The 16,103-nt window shown below is 38.8% G+C and carries 13 protein-coding genes and 1 pseudogene; 13 read left to right on the forward strand and 1 reads right to left on the reverse strand.

Translation table 11 applies throughout. From position 1 onward, the window contains the following. Window positions 1-51 precede the first annotated feature (51 nt). The 3 genes from mnmM to A2G56_RS09575 are packed head-to-tail and all read left to right on the forward strand — an operon-like array spanning window position 52 to window position 2,966. Window positions 52-606, forward strand: coding sequence for a tRNA 5-(aminomethyl)-2-thiouridylate-methyltransferase MnmM (gene mnmM, locus A2G56_RS09565; protein WP_062712565.1), 555 nt, complete (start codon window positions 52-54; stop codon window positions 604-606). A 48-nt stretch (window positions 607-654) separates the two neighbouring features. Next, entirely contained in the window at window positions 655-894 is a 240-nt protein-coding gene (locus tag A2G56_RS09570; RefSeq protein ID WP_062712029.1) for a hypothetical protein, read from the forward strand. A gap of 5 nt (window positions 895-899) precedes the next feature. After that, on the forward strand, window positions 900-2,966 hold the full coding sequence (locus A2G56_RS09575) for a cation:proton antiporter (protein WP_062712032.1): 2,067 nt from the start codon (window positions 900-902) through the stop codon (window positions 2,964-2,966). A gap of 67 nt (window positions 2,967-3,033) precedes the next feature. Here A2G56_RS09575 and A2G56_RS11025 read toward each other — a convergent pair. Continuing rightward, window positions 3,034-3,283: pseudogene (locus tag A2G56_RS11025) on the reverse strand (IS3 family transposase); the annotation flags it as partial. Between the two features lie 459 nt (window positions 3,284-3,742). On the opposite strand from A2G56_RS11025, the gene A2G56_RS09580 reads away from it, so the two are divergent. From A2G56_RS09580 to A2G56_RS09625, 10 genes are all read left to right on the forward strand, one after another. Then, a complete protein-coding gene (locus A2G56_RS09580; RefSeq protein ID WP_062712034.1) occupies window positions 3,743-4,804 on the forward strand; it encodes a hypothetical protein in 1,062 nt (353 codons plus the stop codon). A gap of 22 nt (window positions 4,805-4,826) precedes the next feature. Next, on the forward strand, window positions 4,827-6,923 hold the full coding sequence (locus A2G56_RS09585; protein WP_062712037.1) for a zinc ribbon domain-containing protein: 2,097 nt from the start codon (window positions 4,827-4,829) through the stop codon (window positions 6,921-6,923). A gap of 115 nt (window positions 6,924-7,038) precedes the next feature. Then, window positions 7,039-8,631, forward strand: a complete 1,593-nt coding sequence (locus A2G56_RS09590; RefSeq protein WP_062712041.1) for an Hsp70 family protein — start codon at window positions 7,039-7,041, stop codon at window positions 8,629-8,631. Continuing rightward, window positions 8,628-9,164: a hypothetical protein gene (locus A2G56_RS09595; protein ID WP_062712044.1), complete on the forward strand. Its 537-nt coding sequence runs from the start codon at window positions 8,628-8,630 to the stop codon at window positions 9,162-9,164. The genes A2G56_RS09590 and A2G56_RS09595 overlap by 4 nt, the downstream gene beginning before the upstream one ends. Window positions 9,165-9,171: 7 nt before the next feature. Continuing rightward, window positions 9,172-9,957 (forward strand): ATP-binding cassette domain-containing protein, encoded by a 786-nt coding sequence (locus A2G56_RS09600; protein WP_062712047.1) that lies wholly within the window; start codon window positions 9,172-9,174, stop codon window positions 9,955-9,957. 9 nt (window positions 9,958-9,966) lie between these two features. Then, entirely contained in the window at window positions 9,967-10,785 is an 819-nt protein-coding gene (locus A2G56_RS09605; RefSeq protein ID WP_062712050.1) for an ABC transporter permease, read from the forward strand. Next, window positions 10,782-10,988 carry a hypothetical protein gene (locus tag A2G56_RS09610; RefSeq protein WP_062712053.1) on the forward strand — a complete coding sequence of 69 codons (207 nt, stop codon included), beginning with the start codon at window positions 10,782-10,784 and terminating at the stop codon, window positions 10,986-10,988. The genes A2G56_RS09605 and A2G56_RS09610 overlap by 4 nt, the downstream gene beginning before the upstream one ends. Window positions 10,989-10,999: 11 nt before the next feature. Beyond that, window positions 11,000-13,141 carry a hypothetical protein gene (locus tag A2G56_RS09615; protein WP_062712056.1) on the forward strand — a complete coding sequence of 714 codons (2,142 nt, stop codon included), beginning with the start codon at window positions 11,000-11,002 and terminating at the stop codon, window positions 13,139-13,141. A 7-nt stretch (window positions 13,142-13,148) separates the two neighbouring features. Then, complete coding sequence (locus tag A2G56_RS09620) at window positions 13,149-14,201, forward strand: hypothetical protein (protein WP_062712059.1); 1,053 nt, start codon at window positions 13,149-13,151, stop codon at window positions 14,199-14,201. Between the two features lie 320 nt (window positions 14,202-14,521). Then, on the forward strand, window positions 14,522-15,757 hold the full coding sequence (locus A2G56_RS09625; RefSeq protein ID WP_062712062.1) for a hypothetical protein: 1,236 nt from the start codon (window positions 14,522-14,524) through the stop codon (window positions 15,755-15,757). Window positions 15,758-16,103: the final 346 nt, after the last annotated feature.

Below are 16,103 nucleotides of genomic sequence, written 5' to 3' on the forward strand. Positions count from 1 at the left end.
GATTAAAAAAATGTTCCGAATTTCTTTTATAGGACAGTTGAAGGAGAGATGATAATGAAGCGACCACTAGAATGTTCCCATGATTTTTTAAATGAGGTATTGGATAGTCAGAGTGTGACTTTGGATGCGACGATGGGAAATGGCAATGATACGGTATTTTTGGCCAAGCTCAGCCACAAGGTTTATGCTTTTGATGTTCAGAGAAAAGCCCTTGAAAAAACTCATCAACGTTTGCTAGCCGAAGGACTTGCTAATGTTGAGTTGATATTAGACGGTCATGAGAACCTTGATCACTACGTTTCTGAGTCTATTCAAGCAGCGATTTTTAATTTAGGCTATCTCCCTAGTGCTGATAAGACAATCATCACCAAACCTCATACGACACTTCAGGCAATTGATAAGGTTATCCAAAGATTGGCAGAAGGTGGTCGTTTAGCTATTATGATTTATTATGGCCACGAAGGTGGTCAAATGGAAAAGGATGCGGTGCTGGATTATGTCAGTCAGTTGGACCAAAAAGCCTATACGGTTATGCTTTATCAGGCACTTAATCAAGTCAATACACCTCCATTTTTAGTAATGGTAGAAAAGCTATCTTCTTTCTAGTCATCTGATAAGAATTTTGTTACAATGGCAGAATGTAAAGGAGTAGTTATGTCTCATCAATCCGTCACTGAACGTTTATCAGAATTACGTCAAAAGTATCTTGAACAGCCTTCGCCAAATGATAGTCATTTTGCCGATTCACCCAAAATGGCTAAGCTCAAAAAGAAACTAATAGCTCTTGAAAAAGAACGCTGCCAGTTAAAAATGGCTCAAAAAGATTACAAGGCAGTTGATCAAAAAATTGCTGCCTTAAAAGAGGCGTTTACAGAAAAACATGAAGGAGGTTAATCCGCATGGAGATATCCATCCTGGTGATTGTCTTCCTTTTTTCATTAATCGTTTCCAATGTGGTTAATAGGGTGTTTCCCAAAATCCCCCTGCCCTTGGTCCAACTTCTGCTGGGGATTACCTATGGTATTTCTCAAGGTGGAAAAGGGATAGAGCTCAATCCGGAATTGTTTATAGCTTTCGTCATTGCGCCCCTCAACTTTCGTGAGGGTGAAGAAGCAGATGTTAGGAGCTTTTTAAAATATCGAAGTTTTATTAGCTTCCTCATCCTTCCTTTGGTTTTTGTGACAGCATTAGGGATAGGAGCACTAGCCAGCTATCTTCTTCCGATAGAGTTACCAATGGCTGCCTACTTTGCTTTGGGTGCAGCTCTAGCGCCGACAGATGCGGTAGCCTTTATTTCCATCTCAAAACGATTTGCTTTTCCCAAGCGTATTGAAAATATTCTTAAACTAGAGGGACTATTAAATGACGCTAGCGGTCTGGTTGCCTTTCAATTTGCAGTAACAGCTTTGTTAACAGGCTATTTTTCATTGGCCGAAGCAGGTGTTAAGTTGCTTATTACGATTTTTGGAGGTATTATCATTGGTTTGCTATTTGCTTTCGTAAATCGTATCCTACTATCTTTATTAGAAAAATTTGATGCTGCTGATGTGACAGGTGCGCTACTATTAGAAATAGCTTTGCCGTTTGTGACCTATTTTGTTGCTTCGGCAGTCAATGTCTCGGCTATTATCGCTGTGGTTGTTGCTGGCGTTATGCAAGCCAGTCGCTTAAGAAAAGTGACCCTATTTGATGCGCAAGTTTATCGTGTGGGCCAGATCGTTTGGGAGACCATTAACTTTATGCTTAATGGAGTAGTCTTTCTGATTTTTGGGACGGAATTGACCTCAATCGTTGTACCTGTTTTAACGAGTCCAAGATATAGCAATCTTTATTTGTTTGCCCTTGTTGTTGGCCTGACAGCGATAATGATTCTGATCCGTTTTGTGACGATTAGCGCTTATTATACATTCAAGAATGTTTACTATCATAGGCTATTAAGGAAATCATTCAAAGATATTCTGTTACTCACATTTTCAGGGGTGAAAGGAACAGTTTCAATTGCGACGATCTTGTTGCTACCTCGCCTTGACAATTTTCAGTACAGTCTGTTACTTTTCATGGTTGCAGCTGTCACGCTACTTAGTTTTCTATCAGGATTGGTTATTTTACCCCTACTGGCTCCGCCTATTGAACGACCGGTTGATAACCTGATGAAAATTTCAATCTTATCCAAAGTTTTGACTATTTTGGAGCAAGATAGTAAAGAGAAACCAGATAAGGCATCACTTTATGCCGTCATCGATAATTACAATGCTCGTATTGAACATCTGATTTTAGAACAAGAACCCAATAGTGTCAAAAAGGATTTGGCAGATTTACAACTCTTTATTATTGGTATTGAGAGCGAGGGGTTAGAATATGCCTTTGATGAAGGGCTAATTGATCTTAAAGAATATCGTATTTATCAAGGTTATTTAAAAGTTTTGGAGAAACAAGTTAACCGTAGCTTTGTCTCCAGCTTTACCTATGGTTTTAGGATTTTCATGCGTGTTTTAAGGGCAACTTTACATGAAGTAATGACCTTTGGATCCAAGATTCGGGCGATGAGAAAGCGGATTAGGACTCCGCGTCAATTAACCGAACAAAACCGAGAAAATATCACAGAACTTTATCTCTCTAACACAGAGATTATCTTAGAAGCACTTGAAGAATTAGAAGGTTATTACAATCATTCTTTAGTAGATTATCTTCAAAATGCGCGTTTGCGTGATGCAGAACTCATCAAGTCAGGGCTCTTTGTGGAACGGGTCATCATGCATCTGATTCCAGATAGCAATGATGATATTTTGCGAGGTTATTATTTAGAACGTAAAACCATTGCTGAGTTTGAAGAAGATAATCTTATTTCCAAGTCCTATGCGCAAAAATTGCGTAGTAATGTTAATGAATTGGAAAACTATTCGCTTAATGCGACAACGACTAGTCTCTCTTATGAATTTTTAAGTTTCGCAAGTCAAAAGAAGTAAGCACTTTAACATTTGGAGTGACTCCAAAATGTTAGACATTATATTAAAGCAAGGATTGAGTTCTGTATTACACAAGACTCAGTCCTTTTACTGTTAGTTTGATTCGTTTGTTGTAGTAAAACATGTCATCGGTAATTGCTTGTTCAAGGTCGTCCAGAGATTGGTAGGATTTCTCAAATTTATATAATATCTCAGACTTCAGAATGCCAAAGAAGGATCTTATCATGAAATGGCATAGATGGATCAATACCCTGAGATTCTAAGAAGCTACGGTAAGACTGATGCTGATACTGCCAACCTTGATTGCTATGAAGAATAGCGACTGTGCCAGTATCAGCTGGAAAGACTAAACGTTTTATGAGAGAGTGGGGTTATAAACGGTGATCTCTTTCTGCTCACCTGAGTAGCGTTCAATGAAGAAAATAGGAGTTGCATCCAAAAGCCTTTCAGAAAGGTATTGCCAACTAGCGATGCTTTTCTGAGGTGCTTTTGTCCTGTCCTATTTCAGTTGATAATCTGAAACAAGAAGGCTGGCTGGTTAGATGCTTTCTTATCTGAAGATGACAATGCATTAGGTGGTTATGGATAAGATAACGGAATTTCGTTACTAGCCATCTAGAGTGTGAATTGGCTATTAATAAGGTTGTTTAAATCTTACAGCTATCAGTGAGGTTACTAATGATTGTCCTTTAGAATTATTAGAAAGTTTAATTGAAACCTAGGTAGAGTTATGTTACAATATTAACAAAAATTTAAGAACTATTTAGGAGATTATAATGACAAGAACCGAGTGGTTAGAATATTTTGAAGCCATTAATGGCAGAGAAGCAACAAAAGATGAAGTGGTACAAGCACTAGCAGCTGGTGAGTTTGAGGATGATCAAGTCAGTCCGCCTCTCAAGCATCAAGAGATGATTTATGATGTTTCTGAAGATAGCAAGGGTAACCAAACTTACTCGGAGACACTGCCTGAGCAACCCGTTCCAGTTAAACCAGATACTCCTGAAATCAGCAAAACCAACGACAAGGTTGATAAAGTCAAAGCGTATAGCGGACACTATTTGTCATGGTTTTTGAATGCTCTTAAATACCCACAAGTTGATGGAGATGGGCAACGATTGGCCTTTGGTGGCATTACTCTTGTTTTATCAGCCAGTTTTCTAGCCGGTGGTCTTCTTAATTATTGTCGTCGACTATTGTTGTCTATCGCCAATATTTCGACAGGATCTGGCTCTCTCAAAACAAACTTGCCAGAAGCTTATGATCACTTTCTCAATTTTATCTCACGTGAGTTTGGCTTTGGAAAATTCTTATATTTCCTTGTGCTGATTCTGATGATATATTTAGTCGCTTATGGTTTGCCAGCTGTGCTTCATAAAGATTCTAGAAAGTTGATGGAACGTTTTGGTGGTTTACTAGGGACAACTCCGTTATTGTTGGTGTTGAATGTTGTTGCTTTTCTGTCGAGCTTTTTAGTTAAAAATACGCTCATTGTGAGTGAGAAGTACGTTTCGAGTATTACTAATATCCTAACCGACTCAGATGGACAAGTCAGCAATATCTTGTCCAGTCTCTTAAGCTTAGTCAAGCAAATTCCTGCCTTGCAATCGATGGTATCAGTAATGACCTATTTGCTGATTCTATCTATGGTAGGTTTAGTGGTCTTAATCGTTTCTATGGTTAAAGCAATAAAGGGTGAGTTGTCGTTTTTAAACAATACTTACTTGTCTATTGCAGCTGTATTTCTGTTGTTAGCTGTGGTTTATGTTGTGGATAAATGGATGATGGCTTCTATTCTGGATTCATTTATCTCTCTCAACGACCAAGTCGCATTCTAAGAGAAAGTGAGCGCAGTTAACAATGATAAGTCAAGAACAGTGGATTACTTTGTTTGAGCAAGTGAACGGTAGAAAGCCCACTCCAAAGGAGTTTAAGGCTGGTAAAGACAATGGCTTTGCTACTGACACCATTTATAGCATGATTGGTTTAGATGAACAGGATCCAGCCTCATCACCTCTAGAGGCTTCTAGCTTAAGAGAAAAAAGAGAACACAGACATGATGATTGGCAAGCAAATCAAGTGCTTTATGATGTTTCTGACGAAGACTTTTCACAAGAAGTAGACTTAAATGACAGCTCCAAAAAAGTCTTGGAGGATGATGAGAGTTCTAGCCTCATCTATGATGTTTCTGACGAAGAGTTTTCACAAGAAGTAGACTTAAATGACAGCCCCCAAAAAGTCTTGGAGGATGATGAGAGTTCTAGCATTATCTATGCTGTTTCTGACGAAGAGTTTTCACAAGAAGTAGACTTAAATGACAGCTCCAAAAAAGTCTTGGAGGATGATGAGAGTCCTAGTATTATCTATGCTGTTTCTGACGAGACTTATGCTAATACTGAAATTGAAGAGACCTCTATTACGCCAAACGAGCCATCACAGTTACGGATGCCAAAACTTGGTCCTTCGAAGGTGGCTAACAAGGCTCCACAGCAGCCTAATGTAAGACCACAATTAGAAATGACGTCTGCTCAGGAACAAGCTATTGCTTCTGCTAAGTCTCTGAAAGAGAAGCAGGCTGACTGGATTGCTGCTTTTGAAAAATTTGTTGGACGTAAACCTAGTCCCAAAGAATTTATAGCGGGTAAAGAGAGCCATTTTGATTTGCGGATCATTCATCAGTTTTTGGGACAAACCTCTAAAAAAGCTGGCAAGCCTATCAGGGATAAGAAGCGCTACCTCTACATCACTGGTGGTGTTCTAGCAGCGGTAATTCTAGGTGTTTATCTATTTGGAAATCATTATTATTCGAGAGAATCGGTTGCTAAGCGTTACCTTGAAACGTCTGATACGATAGCTCAACAGCTAGAATACGAAGTATGGTCAGATAGTCAAAAACCAATCAAGAAGTCGGAAATCAGCTATTTAACAAAAGCGACTAGCTCAAAACCTGAATTAGTTGATTTACTCTCAGGAAACAAAATGGCTGAAGTAGGGCGAAGATGGTTGGTATTTCCTGATTGGAAAGTGATGATTCAACCCGCTGACACGACCATCTCGACGAATACGAAAGGGATGACTATTTCCATCAATGATAAACGGTGGGAAAAATCAGATTCAGATCATTTTTCAAAGACTGTTCGTCTCTACCCAGGCGACTATCACTTCTCACTGACGGGTAAGTTAGATGACCAAGAAGTCTCAGCGAGTTCTAAGCAGACTTTGAAGGCTGATCAGCATGTGTCTCTTGACATTACCTATTTGTCCTTTGAGGTGAATAGTAATTTGGCAGATGGTGACTTGTATGTCGGCTCTAAAAAAGTTACTCGCTTGGCTAATGGCAAAGCTGATGTGTCTAATCTAGCGGTGACTAAAAATGCAAAATTATCAGTCCAAAAAACCTTTGAAGATGCATCCAAAGTAACTTCTAACACCTACTCCATTAAAGATATAGCAGATGGCGATAGTGTAACCTTAGATGCCAAAGGGGTATTAGATCGAGATACAGCTGATCAACTTTTGACGGCAGCTTATCAGAAGTTAGATGACTATGAGGATAATCATACGACACCAGATGGATTAACAGATATTTTTCAAGGTGGTGCGACAAATAGCATGTATAAAGACGTTGTTAATATGATTGAGACTAACACTACTAATGCTAAGAACCGTCCAGCAGAAAGTATTAGCTTTGATGATATTGATGTAACCAATGTCAAACAAGTTAGCGCTAAAAAATATGTCGTTGATTTTACGGTTGTGAATAGTTTTTATTATGCTTACGATTCAAAATTCAAAAATTCAGGTTATTATGATGATAAAACAGCTTGGTCGGTGATGGTTAACTATATTGGGACGAAAAACAAGTCGGATTATAGTGATGCTTACTTCAGTGATTATCGGATTAGTGGCAAAGCTAGCGATTCGAGATTAATTAACCGAAAAGATACGGTTAACTAAGATCGTCAGGAAGATTAATACAGGATATCCTATTGAGTAGGGAAGCGAGGTAGTTTTAAAAACCTAAGGTAAGCTGCCCCTCGCTCCTTATTTTGTATGAGAGAAAGAGATGAGTATGAAACAAGCGTTAGGAATTGATTTAGGAACGACAAACTCAGCTATGGCTATTGTGAAAAACGGTCAGCCAGAGATTATTCCAATTGGGGCCAATGATGAGACGATTTTGCGATCGGCTATTTATTTTTCAAAAATTAATGGAAAAAATCGTGTTTTCTACGGAAAAGAGGCCATCAGTCGTGGAACTGAAATCGGAAAAATTGATTATTTTAAAAATGACTTTAAACGTGACATGGCACGTCAAATTGAAAATGAAGTGATTGATCACAAGCGTGTGAGTGCAGAAATATTATCTGCCTTGATTTTACATGAATTCAAACTTCGATCACGTCAATTAGCTATCGAAATGGGCGTGGATGACATCCAAGATGTTGTTATCACTGTGCCAGCTTATTTTACCTCAGAGCAGAGAGTTGCCACTAAAAGGGCAGGTCAATTAGCAGGATTTAATGTTTTGAGAATTATCAATGAACCCACTGCTGCAGCCATTGCTTACGCTAGTGAAAAGGGCGTTAATGGCAATGTTTTAGTCTATGATTTAGGCGGTGGAACGTTTGATGTGACGCTGATGAATGTTCAGCAAGACCACTATGATATTTTAGCGACAGACGGCAATCAGCGTTTGGGAGGTTTGGATTTTGACAAACGTTTAGTTAATCTTGTAAAGGATAAACTTGAAAATCAAGGTGTCAATATGACCATGTTAACACCAAAAGAAGAAATGCAGATGCGCTATCAAGTTGAGAAAATGAAAATCACACTCTCTATCAATGATGTGGCTTTTTATGAGTTATTCTTGGATGACAATGCTTATGGCGTTGAAGTGTCACGAGAGGAGTTTGGCGCAGCTATTGCTGATTTGATTAAAGATACCGAATTGAAAGTCATTTCAACCGTATCGGCAGCTGGCTTATCCTTATCGGATATTGATCATGTTGTTTTAGTTGGCGGGTCAACGCGTCTCCCAGTTGTCAGGGAAATGATGGAAGGTTTGGTTGGCAAAAAACTTAACTATGATATCAACCCAGACACGATTGTGGCAGAGGGGGCCAGTATTATTGCACACTTGATCGTAAATGACCAAGTAACTTTTAATGAAACCCATCAGGGAGAGGATGCCTCGCCGTCACAGATTGTCATCCGTGATGTGACGTCACAAGGCATAGGCATGCTCTTGCGGAAAAATCCTAGAAAAACTTATCCTTTTGTTGGTGATTTCTTTAACAGTGTCGTGGTTCCTCGTAATACCCAAATTCCAGCGATTTTTACCAAGAAAATTTATGCTGTTGCTGATGGACAATCTAATTTCCAACTACGCTTGACAGAAGGAAACTATGAAAATCCGATGAATGTTAAACCGATTTTGAAAATTATCGAGTATCTAAGCCAAAATCGCCAAAAAGGACAAGAGGTCGCTGAAATTCGTTTATCATTTGATGAAGAACAAATTATTCATGTTCATGTTGTAGATGCTTTTACTCAGGAAATGCTTGGTTCTTATCAAATCAATGCAACGATTGATCAGATTGAAGAAGTGGCTGAAGAAGACCTATCTGACATGCAAGCCTTATTTGATGAGTTAGTATCATGATTGATTATTATAAAGGGATTAATGCCAGCACAGGCGAAGATATTTCATATTTAGCAGAGTTGCGTGGCAAAATTCGTCAAGAAGATTCTGCCAATCATATTTATCAGGTTTTAGTGGCCTTGGGTGAAGAGCTAGACAATAGAGAAACACTTGGAGAATTTGATGCTTCAAGTCGCCAGTTATCGCAAGCTTTACCCAATATTAAACGGCATTTTTTAAGTGAGAAGTGGAAGACAACCTATGATTATCAACTGGTGCAATACTATTTGAAGCAATCAGACAGTGATGTGGACGATGCAGATCCTTATCCTTTACCTATTGAAGACGTTGAGGTGAAACAAGAAATAGCTGCTTCAATCCCTCAGGCTGCCTCGCAACAGCATACCACGGCTTCTTGGTGGCAGAAGTGGTTTTTGCAAGTTGTGATTGTTCTTGTGGTGTTAGCGATGACAGTATTTCTCGACTTAGATACCAGTTTGGCACTTATTATATTACTAGTTGTCCTCACAGTTAGTTTATTTCTATCGAATTAGGAGAGGTATGAAGCAGCATATTTTAGAATTCAAGCACATTTGCTTTAAGTATCGCTCAAATAGTGAGTTGCTATTTAATCAGCTTGATGTGACACTAAAGACGGGAGAGGTCGTCGGCATCTTAGGAGGTTCAGGAAGTGGAAAAACAACCCTGACTGAGATTTTGCTAGAGCGCTTAAAACCAACTTGTCAAGACTTTCACATTTATGAAGATGGGCAGCTAGTGACACATCAGAAACCACGTTGGAGTTATGTGCCACAGCAGAATTTGTTGAGAGACTACCTCAAAGTCAGTGAGATTTTTACTGTTTATGGAGATAGTTATTTAAAGGATCTGAGTAAAAGTGATCGTCGAGAACGTATCCAATCGGTGGTTCAGGATTTGGGGTTATCAGAATTTTGGCATAAGCAAGTAAGCCAACTTAGTGGGGGTCAGAAACGACGTGTCAGTATCGGTATTGAACTGCTTAGCCCTTCAGCTTACTTTATTTTAGATGAACCTTCTAGTGGTTTGGACGCCTTGAGTGATCGTAATCTTTTGCGAACGCTTCGTATTTTGGCCAAAACCTCCAATAAGGCCATCTTAGTGGTAACTCATAATACAGAGAATTTAGCCATTTTTGACCGTTTGATTTTCTTGTCAAAAGGTCTTCCGAAATTTGTCGGTTCTTTTGAAGAGTTGCTGCATGAATTTAAGACAACTGATCCCTATACCCTTAGGAAATACTTGGACTTAAATATTGCTGATATTTATCAAGAGTTGCTAACATCCGGAAAAATTTATAGAATATAGGTAGAAAGAATGGCTGCTTTACGATTAAGCTGGTATAGATTCAAACACCATTACATGGATTTTATTAAAGTTTTATTGGGAATCCTCATTTTTGAAGGTTTGATTATCTATATCCAGAAAAAAGAATTTTTAATAACCTTTGAGAATACGAGAATGACACTCTTTTTGCTTTTGTTTTCTTCTAGCCTTCTGATATTGGTTCAAAATAGTATATACATCAGCAAAGAACGGGCGATCTTAAATCGTGATTTCTTTTCGACCTTAAATCGTTGGGCTTTTGTCTCTGCAAGTCTGGTATTTCATACTTTGTTTGCTTTAGTGGAGACGCTGGTCTTTGTCAGTGGTCTTCACTACTTTAGCGACTTATTTGATAAGACCTTAGAGACAAAAGGGCAGATTTTTGGGAATTTTTCAATTGAAATTGGCGTAACTGTCTTTTTAGTCTTTCTCTGCGCTCACTTTATGGCATTGCTCGTTTCCTCTCTTGTCGGGAGTAACGATAATACGTCAGTTATTTTATCTGTTATTTTAGGCATTATGCAGTTTTCCTTATCAGGTACAGTTTTGCAACTTCCAAAGGGGATTAGTGGTATCACTTCTTTAATCTTTCTAAGTTATGGTCATAAAGCTATGGGCATGACCAATCAATTAGCTACGATAAAATCGGCAATGGATAAGTTTCAAGTACCGCTTCCAAAAAGCCAATTAGACATGTTTGAAGCGAGTTCTTCAGCAATGCTTAGCCATTGGACTTCCTTAGTAGGACACGCTTTTATCTATGGCTTACTATTTTTACTAGTCTTAGTTTATAAAAAGGAGAAATCATGACAAAAGAAGAGTGGATTACAGAATTTCAAGTATTAAATGGTCGGTTTCCAACAGAAGCCGAGATTCAAGCTGCAACGGCTAATCAGTTTCAAAAAAGCAAAACATCGGGATTTCAGAAGTTTGACTCAAATCTACTTTTGAAAATCGCTCTTATTATTTTGATGGCGGTTTTTGGCTATGTTGTTGGTTACTTATTTGTTTGAGGAGGTGACATATGAAGAATAAAAAATTTATAGCGGGCTTGTTAGTGGTCTTTCTCGTTTTTCTTGTAGCTGGGAAATACACCCAAAGCAAGTCTATGCTAAATTCAAACTATGCTTATGCAACTACTGTTAGGGATAAAAAGACAGGCAAAGAATACCGCTACGAGGTCGCATTGGTCAGTGATAAAAAAGCTAAGGTAACCAAGACCGATCTTGCTTCAGGAAAACAAACTGTTTTTGAAGAAGTTTATCAAGGCAAGCCTAATGAAGGGATTAAGCTGGCTGCTGATGATGGTGCTTCTATTCATTTGATGCCTCCTGCTATGCCTTGGACAGAGCCAAAACTTGAAGTGAATAAGCCTGATTACGTTCAGCCAACTAAAAAAGCGACAAAAACGTCAAGAGTTGCAGACAATCATGCCAAACCAAGTTCGTCTGCTGGTCAAGATAGTAGTTCTAAAACCTCTGAAACAAGCAATAGCACGGCTAAAAAGCCTAGTGCTGAAAGTTCTACTAGTGCTAAAACCAGTCAGTCTACTTCAACGCAGACAGAAAGTTCTAGACTTGACATCGCAGCGATTGCTAAAGGTGACCTCTCATCAATGAGTGGTTCTTATCAAGGTGAAGATGGTAAGACACCATTTACTTTTAATCCAGATGGAACAGGTAACATTAATAACGTTGACGTTACTTTCACCGATTTTTCTCAGGTAGATGGTGTAGCAACTTTCCGTGCTAAAGATTTTCCGATAGCTTTTACCATTGTGCCGGCTGGTGTGGCAACGCCTAGTGACGTTAATGGTGGGCCATCATCGATGTTTGCTAAATTTGATGACGACAGTAAAGATCGTGCTTTTGCATCAGGAGAAGGGCTAAATCTAATTTATCTCACGACCCCATCAAAAACAGATGCTAAAAAGTCCGCTAAGACAGAAACCAAAACTTCTAAGAGCGATTCAGCTAAAGACAAAACTGTCGAATACAAGGTTACCAACACTAACCGTCTAACTCATGAGAGTGCAGCTAAAATCGCAAAATCTTTCGGCGATTGGTTAGAAACTAGCGCTTACGCTAAGGACAGTGTTCTAGTGCAGAGCCAATTTGATGATACGTATAGTAAGAGCAACTTAAACCCCCATTTTTGGCAATTTAATACAGAAGACGGTCCAGCAATAGCCCACCTTTATGGCGCGAAAAGTGGAGAAATAGCAGCAATTGAAAAAACAATGGTAGATGGTTCCGACGCTGATGGGAAAGCTTTGGATGATAGCCGGAGTGAGTTTGATCTAACACTCTTAGGCAATGACCTTACCAGTTCTCAAGCTGAAGACTTCCAATCGACGGCTAGTTTTAGGATTTATACCTTAAATCAACCCAAAGCCCATCGTTTTAACTCTACTTCAGATGAGTTAAAGACTTTGGTTGATGACGGCAGCTTATCTTCATCAGAAACGAGTGCTGCAGCGGATTATGGCTATGTGCCATTCTACGAGAAAAAAGTTGATCATCAAAAACCAAGTTATCAAATCGTACTGGCTTCAAACGGTAAAGTGTATTATGTCACAGATTATCGCCTTGATGATAAATCAGTAAGCACTTTGGAGTTAGAAACTTACCAATTAGCTCCAGCCGACATGCAACAAACTTATCAGGATTTACTAGACAAATTTGGTGAGGAGAAAGAGGATGATGCTGCTGAACCTTCATCTAGCAGCTCAGAAACATCAACCAGTGAGTCTTCAAGTTCTTCAACGAGTTCAGAGTCAGAAACTGAGACGACTGATGGTATTTTTCCGCCAGAATTAATTGGAACTTGGCTTAATACTGATTCAGAATCTGGAGATGCTAAGTTGACCTTTGCTGAAGATGGTACTGTTACTAAATATTATGATGATGGAACTCACCAAGAAACGATGGTTTCTAAGGTCACTAAAGTAGAAAAAATTAGTGATACAACCTATCGTTTTGTTGACTATGATAAGGCTGATGCGATTACCCCAAATGGTCTGGGAGGCGCTGGATTTGAAGTTGAAATTGGATTTAGTGTTGATGGTGATGACTTCTCGTTTGTCGAGTGGACACGTGCTGTAGGGGCTGATTTCAATCCAGAAAAGGATCGTTATTCAGAAATGCTAACCTTTACTAAAGAGTAGAAAAACCATGTTAACTAATAAAAAGATATTTACGGTAGTATTATTAGGGGCCTTCTTTTTAGGAATCTTTGCTGGTCGTTATCGTCAGGAAACTGTTCTTAAGGATTCTCAAAAAGCTTTTCAAGTGACTGCTGAAAATAAACAAAATGGCGAAGAGGTCTTATTTCAAGTTCAACGGTTTGACCAGAAACGCTTAAAAATTCAACTGTCTACCGGTGAGGTATTCGCAAGCCAATTGTCACCTAAACGTGAAAACGGTGCTTGGATTATTGAACTGCCTAATAAAGATGGAAAATTAGCCCTCCAATCAAGTATATTACCTTGGCGTGACGCGAAATTGGGAGTATTGACTTCTGAAAAGTATCAAGAAAAGCCAGGTACTTCTAAAATGATCACTCTCACTGAAGTAAGTCCCTTAAGTGAAAATGATCTGACAAGTGCTGAACCTGTTGCGGATACGACAGTTAGAAGTCAGGTACAACTGACATCTCGTCAAGTCGATCAATTGGTATCCGATTTTGGCGACTGGTTAGTCAACAGTTCGTATGCTAAGCATGCCGTTGTCGTCAGAGGAGCATTCAACGAAGCTTTCTCTAATGCTTCTGGACCTGTTGGGATCTTGGCATTTGAAGTCAATAATCTTAAAGTTTTAGCAGGATTATCAGGTGATGATATGACTGGATTTGAGAGTTTGGATAGTGATATTCAATCTTATACGACTAGCCTAGTGGACATTGATCAGTCTGGGAAGGAATTGTCTGACTTTCAATCACAGGCAACCTTTAGAGTGTATCGTACTATATCTCAGGATACTGGCTACTATCAATCAGCTAAAGAAGAGAGGGAAGCACTGGGGATTTCCACTTATAGTGATTTTTACCAAAATCAAGTCGATCAAGAAGCTGATAGTTTAGCCATTGTTTTGGCTAACAATGGTAGAGTTTACTATGCTAAAGACTACGGCATATCAAATCAGACGGCCTATCTCGAGGCACCTTCACAATTGCAAAGAGCCTATAATCAATTTTTAGCGCAATATCGAAAATCATCCGTTGAATGATGTATATAGTGGGGTATATTTGGATTGTATTTGTTTAAAGTGTCTGTTATAATAAATCTATCAGAGGTGCTTTGAAGTTCATTTGTCACAGGAAGCGGTGTTGCTGAGAAGTCCGCACAAATGTCAAAGTTGGTTGCTGAGATAAGATTTCGTTTAAAAGTGAGCAGCGGGTCTCAAACCCGAATGTGGGTGGTACCGCGGATTTTCTAACAAATTCGTCCCTGTCATTATCGACAGGGATTTTTTTGTCTGCTGAAAGTTAATGTTTTGCCTTCTAAAAAGTTTAGGCTTTATGATAAGAGTGAGTCAGGAGGATCCAGATGGCTAAAAAGAAAAACCGAAAGAAAGAGCTGCGTCGACAACAAAAGCTTAATATCAAATGGTTGTCAGAGGACGAAGGAGATGACTACGGAAATCTAACGACGGTTCCTCCCATAATTATGGAACGTCGACAAATACCGCATTTTGATGAACAGCATGAGGCCCTAGTTGCTTATGCTGCTGATAAAGGAAAAGATTTAGTAGATATTAGCGAAGAAGACTTGCAGCATATTCAGCACTTGTTATTGTTCAATAAATTTCCATTTAAAAAAGCAACTCAGATCTATCGTCAAGCTGTCCAAACGCCAAATAATGTACAACGAAGTAAATTATTGAGACAGGTCTTGGATTTGGATCCAAGTTATTTTGCGGCTAAGTATCATCTCTTGTTGACTAAAGAAATCTCTTTTGATACTGATTATTTTGAACAAGTTTGGCATTTTTACGATGAGATTAAGCAAGGGTGGCGGTCTGAAGGTTATCGTGATTGGAGTTATTGGGAAGCTCGACCTTACTTGACGGCACTAAACTATATGGTGGCTTACTTGTATGAAGAAGGCTTTTTGGGTCTCGCTGCTGAAGTTGTGGAATTTATTCTTTCTAAAAAACCAAAGCGTCTTGCCCCAGATTTTCTTCACCTTGCTTTGTCACTTTATAATGAATTGGGACGGTTCAATCAGATTCAATCTCTTTACTATCATTTTTTACCACTTCTTCCGCGAAATAAAGACAGTTTAATATTTCACTTTATGTTGTCCAAATTACTTCAAGGCCAGATGGTTGAAGCTAGGTCATTGTTTGAAGACTTGATTGATGTTAATGAGGAAGCAGCTGATTTCTTTGCCAGTGACCATTGGCTAGATGAGTTGTTTGATGTAGAGGAAGCTGAGATGTATAAGCCTTTTTCTCGTCAGTCTCTGGCTGTGACAACATACTATTTAATGGACTTTTTTGAACGAAATCTCATAGTCGTCAGCTATTTAGGTCGTTTTGCGAGGGAATGTGGTGGCACGCCAACAGTAGTTGATGGGGTAGCAGATTTTTTCTCTGGTTATAACACCCCTTTGTTTGATGGTATACAATTTAATATTTATAGAACATTGTTTTATGAAGATTTAAGAACAGCTAAAGATTTTCAGCGAATTACTGAAAAAGACTTGTTAGCTATCAAAGGAGTAGGGCAAGCAACCCTAAAAAAACTAAAAGATAACGGAGTGGTTTTCAAGGGAAATTAACATTTGTCAGTAGAATAGAATACCAAGTTAACCTCTCCCCATATATTTATCACTCTCAGGACTATTTTATGACTTTCCTAGCGGCAAGATTTATCAGAATTAAGAAGATAAATTCTTGTGGGATAAGCCAGTAGCTAGTGATGATACAGGATTGAATCGTAGCAGATTTCGGATACTAAGATGAGGTTGAGAAAATCAATCAATGTAACACCGAAACTGCTACGGCAACGCTATTGGGCATATAGAAGCTAAGTAGCGACTATTGAGATACAGAAAAAAAGAGTGGTGATAAACTTTTTCGGTCATTCCCCAACAAGTCTGTTTGCTTGCTAAAGTTGTTACTGTG

Source organism: Streptococcus halotolerans, from assembly GCF_001598035.1.
In the GTDB taxonomy this organism is placed as follows: Bacteria; Bacillota; Bacilli; order Lactobacillales; family Streptococcaceae; genus Streptococcus; species Streptococcus halotolerans.

Bases quoted from the DNA above. Each gene is read 5' to 3' on its own strand.
- A2G56_RS09580 (WP_062712034.1), top strand. From the start codon at position 3,743: ATGACAAGAACCGAGTGGTTAGAATATTTTGAAGCCATTAATGGCAGA.
- A2G56_RS09605 (WP_062712050.1), top strand. From the start codon at position 9,967: ATGGCTGCTTTACGATTAAGCTGGTATAGATTCAAACACCATTACATG.
- A2G56_RS09625 (WP_062712062.1), top strand. From the start codon at position 14,522: ATGGCTAAAAAGAAAAACCGAAAGAAAGAGCTGCGTCGACAACAAAAG.
- A2G56_RS09590 (WP_062712041.1), top strand. From the start codon at position 7,039: ATGAAACAAGCGTTAGGAATTGATTTAGGAACGACAAACTCAGCTATG.
- A2G56_RS09575 (WP_062712032.1), top strand. From the start codon at position 900: ATGGAGATATCCATCCTGGTGATTGTCTTCCTTTTTTCATTAATCGTT.
- A2G56_RS09600 (WP_062712047.1), top strand. From the start codon at position 9,172: ATGAAGCAGCATATTTTAGAATTCAAGCACATTTGCTTTAAGTATCGC.
- A2G56_RS09615 (WP_062712056.1), top strand. From the start codon at position 11,000: ATGAAGAATAAAAAATTTATAGCGGGCTTGTTAGTGGTCTTTCTCGTT.
- A2G56_RS09570 (WP_062712029.1), top strand. From the start codon at position 655: ATGTCTCATCAATCCGTCACTGAACGTTTATCAGAATTACGTCAAAAG.
- A2G56_RS09585 (WP_062712037.1), top strand. From the start codon at position 4,827: ATGATAAGTCAAGAACAGTGGATTACTTTGTTTGAGCAAGTGAACGGT.
- A2G56_RS09595 (WP_062712044.1), top strand. From the start codon at position 8,628: ATGATTGATTATTATAAAGGGATTAATGCCAGCACAGGCGAAGATATT.
- A2G56_RS09620 (WP_062712059.1), top strand. From the start codon at position 13,149: ATGTTAACTAATAAAAAGATATTTACGGTAGTATTATTAGGGGCCTTC.
- A2G56_RS09610 (WP_062712053.1), top strand. From the start codon at position 10,782: ATGACAAAAGAAGAGTGGATTACAGAATTTCAAGTATTAAATGGTCGG.